Source organism: Algoriphagus sp., assembly GCF_024642405.1.
GTDB lineage: Bacteria > Bacteroidota > Bacteroidia > Cytophagales > Cyclobacteriaceae > Algoriphagus.
Window position 1 is genome coordinate 1 of the sequence record NZ_JAHEBC010000200.1, and the last position, 7,003, is coordinate 7,003.

Annotated in this window: 8 protein-coding genes; 5 read left to right on the forward strand and 3 right to left on the reverse strand. The window is 33.7% G+C overall.

Translation table 11 applies throughout. The features are described 5' to 3' along the window. Positions 1–47 precede the first annotated feature (47 nt). Positions 48–1,064: an acyl-CoA reductase gene (locus Q0L68_RS13875; protein WP_296704273.1), complete on the reverse strand. Its 1,017-nt coding sequence runs from the start codon at positions 1,062–1,064 to the stop codon at positions 48–50. A 138-nt stretch (positions 1,065–1,202) separates the two neighbouring features. Between Q0L68_RS13875 and Q0L68_RS13880 the strand changes: the two genes are divergently transcribed. The 5 genes from Q0L68_RS13880 to cas6 all read left to right on the forward strand — a co-directional run bounded on the left by Q0L68_RS13880 (position 1,203) and on the right by cas6 (position 5,304). Further along, a complete protein-coding gene (locus tag Q0L68_RS13880; protein WP_296704276.1) occupies positions 1,203–1,550 on the forward strand; it encodes a 4Fe-4S binding protein in 348 nt (115 codons plus the stop codon). Positions 1,551–1,719: 169 nt separating this feature from the next. Continuing rightward, on the forward strand, positions 1,720–2,043 hold the full coding sequence (locus Q0L68_RS13885; RefSeq protein ID WP_296704278.1) for a DUF3276 family protein: 324 nt from the start codon (positions 1,720–1,722) through the stop codon (positions 2,041–2,043). A gap of 79 nt (positions 2,044–2,122) precedes the next feature. Next, entirely contained in the window at positions 2,123–3,208 is a 1,086-nt protein-coding gene (locus tag Q0L68_RS13890) for an AI-2E family transporter (RefSeq protein WP_296704280.1), read from the forward strand. A 7-nt stretch (positions 3,209–3,215) separates the two neighbouring features. Beyond that, positions 3,216–4,313: a redox-regulated ATPase YchF gene (gene ychF / locus Q0L68_RS13895; RefSeq protein WP_296704283.1), complete on the forward strand. Its 1,098-nt coding sequence runs from the start codon at positions 3,216–3,218 to the stop codon at positions 4,311–4,313. Positions 4,314–4,407: 94 nt separating this feature from the next. Beyond that, complete coding sequence (cas6, locus tag Q0L68_RS13900) at positions 4,408–5,304, forward strand: CRISPR-associated endoribonuclease Cas6 (RefSeq protein ID WP_296704287.1); 897 nt, start codon at positions 4,408–4,410, stop codon at positions 5,302–5,304. A gap of 37 nt (positions 5,305–5,341) precedes the next feature. On the opposite strand, the gene Q0L68_RS13905 is transcribed toward cas6, so the two are convergent. Both Q0L68_RS13905 and Q0L68_RS13910 read right to left on the reverse strand, forming a co-directional pair. Further along, complete coding sequence (locus Q0L68_RS13905) at positions 5,342–6,613, reverse strand: DUF5103 domain-containing protein (RefSeq protein WP_296704291.1); 1,272 nt, start codon at positions 6,611–6,613, stop codon at positions 5,342–5,344. A gap of 41 nt (positions 6,614–6,654) precedes the next feature. Next, a partial coding sequence (locus Q0L68_RS13910; protein ID WP_296704293.1) for an ABC transporter C-terminal domain-containing protein occupies positions 6,655–7,003 on the reverse strand: 349 nt, incomplete at its 5' end.

The following is a 7,003-nucleotide window of genomic DNA, read 5'->3' on the forward strand; positions in this document are numbered from 1 at the left end:
ATGGAACTAAATTCCTGCATACGCTTGCCCAAAGCTCCAAACACTATTTAATTTAATTCAATTAAAAATTTTAATGTGTCAACTTGATCTGCATATTCCCATGGTTCGGGGTTTTGAGCATTTCCAAACGAAATAGCATCTGTCCAATAATTTGTGTCAGAAACAATGCATTGGATTTTATTTTTTTGGGATTCAAGCTTATTTTTCAGTTCTTCTTTTGAATCATATTTTTCATAATACAGCACCGAGATAGGTGAAACTAAATCGGAGGATTCTTTTACCAGTAAAAAGCCATTGTCCAGATGTTTTTCACTATTAACTAAATAAATTGATTTATTATAATCATAGTTATTTCGATATTTGTGGTGATTCCCTACGAAGGAATATATCTCCAGCGCCCCTAACAAATCCTGTAATTGAACTTCTGTTTTGATATAAACTTTAGAGACATTTCTACAGCCCAAACCGAAATATTTAAAAATATCTAAACCTAAAGAAACAAGATCCTCCACATTTTCATTTCCTGAAAGGATTGCCACCGAGGTTCTATTCTGTCTTATAACACTTGGATACTTCCCAAAATAATAATTAAAATATCTGGATGAATTGTCACTTCCTGTTGCGATATAAGCATCCTTCCCTTTGAGCATTTCTTCCACTTCAATAAAAGGCTCAAATAAGGGCTCAATTTCTACTAATTTTTTAAAGACCCAATTCATTAATATGGAATCGGATGAACTCAATTTGATACATGCTTTATTTCCACTTATCAATACTGTTAAAAAGTCATGAAAGCCCACTAATGGAATATTTCCTGCCATTAGGATTCCGATTGATTTTACATTTGATTTTTGGGGGATATCATAAAAACTCAACCATTTATTCAAATTTTTTTCCTGAACCATATAAGCTAGCCCATCTAAGGCAGATGAAATAGATTCTTCCGTAAACCAATTATTTTCATTTTGGGCACGCCAAAAAAGTTCCTCCTTGATTTCATGATCCATTTCCTGGATACTATCACCTAATTTGACAAATGCAGCTACTCTTTGGGATAAATTCATAGTTTAAATTCAAAGGTGCAAAATTACCCTTTTTAGAAGGAAGGATCAGAAAAGAATTAATTTAAATTCATCCGGTTCTCAAATTTTTATTGCCTCTTCCCCTAAGGCTTATTACTTTTGAATTTAAATTAATGAGTTATGGCAATAATGATTACCGACGAATGCATCAATTGTGGTGCATGCGAACCTGAATGTCCAAACACTGCTATCTATGAAGGTGGAGTAGAATGGACCTGGGGTGGGGGAACCACTTTGAAAGAGGTGACACTTGAAAATGGTACCGTAGTAGATGCAAATGAAATGCAGAAACCTGTTTCTGATGAATTTTATTACATAGTTACTGCTAAATGCACAGAATGTAATGGGTTTCATGAAGAGCCACAATGCGCTGCTGTTTGTCCAGTAGATTGTTGTGTAGATGATCCTGACCATCCAGAGACTGAAGAAGAGTTACTAGCCAAAAAGGCATACATGCACGGAGAATAACAAATTAAAAACACAAGAATTGTTAATTTTAACCCTGATTTTTAATTCATTACACAACTTATTTAGACTTTTTTCCAAAAAAGTGCAAATTTGCTTTGAATTCTAGCATCGAATTACCTTATCTTGGGTTGTATTTTAACTTTATCATTAAATAAATAACTAGAAAACAGTGGAAGATCAAAGAGGTTACGATAGGGAAGAAATCTTTTCGAAAAAAGTGAAGGCTGGAAAGAGAACCTATTTTTTCGATATCAAGTCAACCCGTGCTAACGATTATTACCTAACAATAACTGAAAGTAAAAGAAGAGTCAATGGTGATTCTTTTACTTACGAAAAACATAAGATTTTCCTATACAAGGAAGATTTTTTTAAGTTTGTTGAGGCTTTAAACGAGTCAGTAGATTACGTGAAAAACGAACTACTTCCCGATGTGGATTTTGATCAATATGAGCAAGAAGAAGAAGAATCTTCCAACGAATTAAAATGGGAATAACTTCTGTTTCTAGAATTTTTTTCAAAAACAGAAATAGTATATTAGAGGAGGCAGAAATGCCTCCTTTTATTTTATGAAAATGCAGCGTTTTTTTGTTTATATAATCCTTTTCATTGTATCCTTCCTTTTATTCGGATGGTATTTTTCAAATATTACTGTATACCTAATTATTTCTCTAATAATAGCCGCACTTCTGCGCCCAATGACAAATCATCTTAATGATTTTCATTTGCTTGGACAACATATTCCGCGGTGGCTCGCCATAATTATTTCATACTCTTCTATTGTAATTATTTTAGTTCTATTGAGCCTTTTATTTTTCCCATTGATAAATAACCAAATTATCATTTTGAGTGGATTAGACCTTGATACAATTTATCAAGAAGTAAATGCTCCCATTTCCAAAATAGAAAATTTCCTATTTCGCTATCAATTGCTAGAAAATCAACCTGGATATTTATTTGAGGAATTGAAATCACAATTAATTCAGGCAATAAAAAGTATAGATTTAGGTGCCTTTATTTCAAATGTATTAAATACCACTAGCAGCCTTTTTATAGGTCTCCTAGCTGTATTATTTATTTCCTTTTTTTTATTACTTGAAAATGGGCTTTTGCGAAGAAATCTACTCAATTTGATCCCCAACCCTTATTTTGAATTATCAGTAGCAACTTTTACTAAAGTTGAAAAACTACTATCTAATTATCTATCCGGACTATTACTTCAAATGTTAGCAATTTTTTCCTTAGCTAGTTTTGGGCTTACAATTCTCGGGGTAGACTATGCCTTGACAATAGCCCTTTTCGCAGCAGTTGCCAATCTTATTCCTTATGCTGGCCCAATTTTAGGTGCATCTTTTGGGATAATTGTAGGAATATCGACTGGAAATTTTGATCAAGAACAAGAATTGAACTTTTTTTTAGTGAAAATGCTATCTGTTTTTGGTGCAGTTCAGGTTATTGATAATATTTTCTTACAACCAATGATTTTTTCTAAATCTGTAAAAGCACATCCCCTTGAAATTTTTGTTGTTATCTTTGCCGGGGCAAAAATCGCCGGAGTCTTAGGGATGATTTTTGCAATACCGGTTTATACTATTTTTAGAGTATCCATTATGGAGTTCTACCAAGGGTATAAATCCTATAGAATATTTAAAATAAAATAACAAATTAATGGCCTTACAGTGTGGCATCGTAGGACTTCCAAACGTTGGAAAATCTACTTTATTTAACGCTCTTTCCAGCGCAAAAGCAGAAGCAGCGAATTTTCCTTTCTGTACAATCGAACCAAATGTTGGAGTAGTTACTGTTCCAGATAACAGACTTCAAATTCTCGAAAGGCTGGTAAATCCTCACCGTGTACTTCCGACAGTAATTGAATTTGTTGATATCGCAGGCTTGGTAAAAGGTGCTAGCAAAGGAGAAGGCTTAGGGAATAAATTTCTAGCAAATATTCGAGAAGTTGATGCGATTATTCATGTAATCAGATGCTTTGAAGATGAAAACATTGTCCATGTAGCGGGTAGTGTTGATCCAATTTTTGATAAAGAAGTGATTGATACTGAACTGCAATTAAAGGATTTAGAATCCGTTGAAAAGAAGATACAGAAAACTGAAAAAGTTGCAAAATCAGGAGATGCAAAAGCTAAAAAAGAATTAGAAACTTTAATTCTTTTCAAAAATGCCTTAACCTCCGGCAAAAATGCTCGTTCAGTAGAAGTAGAGAAAGAAGATCTCGAAGCAGTTAAGGATTTGCACTTACTTACAATAAAACCTGTTTTGTATGTAGCAAACGTCGATGAAAGCAGCATTTTAGAAGGAAACAAGTTTGTTGATCAACTAAGAGAGAATGTAAAAGAAGAAAACGCTGAAGTTATTGTTTTATGTGCAGCTATCGAATCTCAAATTGCAGAATTTGAAGATTTAGAGGAAAAAGAACTGTTTTTGGCAGAATACGGTTTAAATGAAAGTGGTTTAAATAGACTAATTAGTGCTGCTTATTCGTTACTAAACCTAATAACATATTTTACCGCTGGTATCCAAGAGGTTAGAGCTTGGACTATCAAAAAAGGTTGGAAAGCACCACAAGCAGCAGGTGTCATTCACACTGATTTTGAAAGAGGTTTTATAAAAGCAGAAGTAATTAAACTAGCAGATTATCAACAATTTAAAACAGAGGCTGGTTGTAGAGAGAATGGAAAAATTTCTATAGAAGGCAAAGAATATGTGGTTAAAGATGGAGATATCATGCATTTTAGATTCAATGTTTAACATTTTCTTGAAAAATATTGTACTTTTGCAACTTAAACACCCTAATAGTAAATATTTTAATTTATCTATTGTCTCAATTTATTTTTAAATCACCGTGAGAGTTAGACTTATATTTTCCCTAAAAAACAAAGGCTCCTATCTGCCTTTCCATCATCAGTACATCCTTGCTCAATTTCTAAAAGGATTAATCGTTAAAGGTGGACGTGAAGAATTTTACAATTACAACTTCTTTAATTTTTCTGGACTAAAAGGCCAGACCAAAGTAAGTAGAAGTGGATTGCATTATTATTCTAGTCTTGTCACCTTAGTCCTATCTTCCCAAAGTGAGGACTTCATGGATTATTTATTAGAGCAAGTTTTCGCCACTCCAAAAGTTGAACTTGGAAACCTCATTTTAGTTCCTGAATATACAGAAATTGAAGTCGAGCCAATATTAGAAACTTCAAACAAGTTTGTTTGTATTTCACCTTTGGTATTGATCATACCAGCTTTCAATGAAGAAGCAGGTAAAAGATTTATCAGCCCGGATAGTGATGAATTTTCTGATCTTCTTTATGAATCTACATTAACCCGTATGGAAAGATCAGGCTGGTATACTCCTGAGCAGATGGAATCTTTCTTCAAATTTCAAGTTGTTCCTGACATGGTTTATGTCAACAAATTGAAAGAACAGCAGAAAAAATTCGCAAGAATTTATGCTGTTTATGATATGGATGTAAAATATGAAGTAAGAGGATATACACTTCCATTCACTTTGTACGCAGCCCCAGAAGTTCAAGATTTCGTTTTCAAATGTGGCCTTGGAGCATTTACTCATAAAGGCTTCGGTATGCTCGACCTTGCAACCCATCCTCCAGGGGCTAGAACAAAAACATATAAATTTAAGAGAGAAGGATTCGTTCCTTACAAGCCAAATGAGCGCGTTAGACAAAACGTCGCACCAGCATCGGAAGAGGATGACAAAAATCCTGAATCTGATTCTGAAAATTAAAATCTACCCCTCTTAATAACATAAGAGGGGTTATTTTTTACAACCGTCTTCGGTTCGGTTGCAATAAAACGTATCCCACAAGTTGGTCATATCGAGAACCCAAAGCCCTGAGATATACGAATACCTCATATACATTTTCTGTTTCAAAGTGTGAACCTTCAAATAAACTTGTTTCGATGGTTCCGTTGTTCATCGTTCCTATTTGGTAATCGTACCAACCTTGTTTTAAAAGCATAGAGGTTCTATAAATTTCATCCTTTTCATCCCAATTCATTCTTGCTTCTGGAGACTTTCCCCAGTTTGTCAATGAACCCAATAAATAAACCGGTTGAGAAGATTGATTTATATCAACATTAAAAGTCATATATACATACTGACTTTCCAGTTCCGGATCTCCTCCTGGCCTATCGTTATTGTCTACTATATATTGACCATTCAAATCCAGATATTGTGAATACACCTCGTTTGATCTAGGTTGATTTATAAGTGATTCACCGAAAACAGCATCTTCCTCTACTCTCATTGAAGCAATGTTTTGACCTCTTGCTCTCATAAACCTTAAATCAACAAATCTAAATTCATTGCTCGCATCAAAACTATTACCTCCATCAAAATCCTCATACCTTAGAATTTTTGAGCTTTGATTTAGAAAGGTGGGCTTTGTTAAATATTTCGCGTTATCCCATCGCTGATTTTGCCTTACAATTACTTTTATTTGAGACTCAGGATTTATCACCTCAACTTTTGAGTAATTAACAACTGTGTTCACTTGCTGCATTCCTTTTCTATTTGCAGTTTGTGTTGGAGGAACAACTGCTGCACCAACAGTCAACAGATCCTCATAAATCATAAATCGTTTTGTCAAAATCACATCACTCGCATCTCTTCTTCTATAAACTTTAACTATATAATTACCAGACTTTGTAACCCGAGGAATTTCAAATCTATAATGTATATAAGGAATCCTGGTATTTATGGAATAATCATAATCTTGGATGTTGAACTCATTAAAAGGAACCAAAAAATCATTATTTTTTAATGCGGATTGTTTCCAGTCCGAATCGCAATGTATTAATGTAGCTGAATACATTTCAGGATCATAAGCCAAATCATCAAAAAGCAAAACCAATTTTTTCCCGTCCAACATTGAGACAACAGGAGCATCCAGTTGACTTCCTGTTAAAGGCCCCATGGGAAATAACCTGACAGACTGAATATGGTCTTTATAAACTTTATCTTCTATCTGGGCAGAAACCTCCAGGCAATAGTAGAAGAGTAAAGAAAAAAGACCTAATGAAATAGATTTCATATTTCCCAAAATAATAATAATGAAGAATATTTTACATTTATTTAGATAATCACATCTTGAATTACAGAGATCTTATCCACTAGATTTTCCCAATTTACATTCAGAGTATCTAGCTTTTTATGTATGGTTTGATGTTTTTCTTGAGTTTTCTTTAATTCCTTTTCATCAGAATAAAGTGAAGGGTTTGCCATTTCAAGTTCGACATCTATTTTAAGCTTCTCCAATTTTTCAATTTCAGATTCAACTTGTTTTAAGTCTTCCTCGAGTTTTCGAAGTTCTTTTTTAGCTTGATTTATTTCGACTTGACTTTTCTGAGGAGTTGGTTTCTCTTTTTTGGCAGATTTAGATGGTTGATCAGCTTTTTCATCAATCTGCTGAGATTTCCAAACT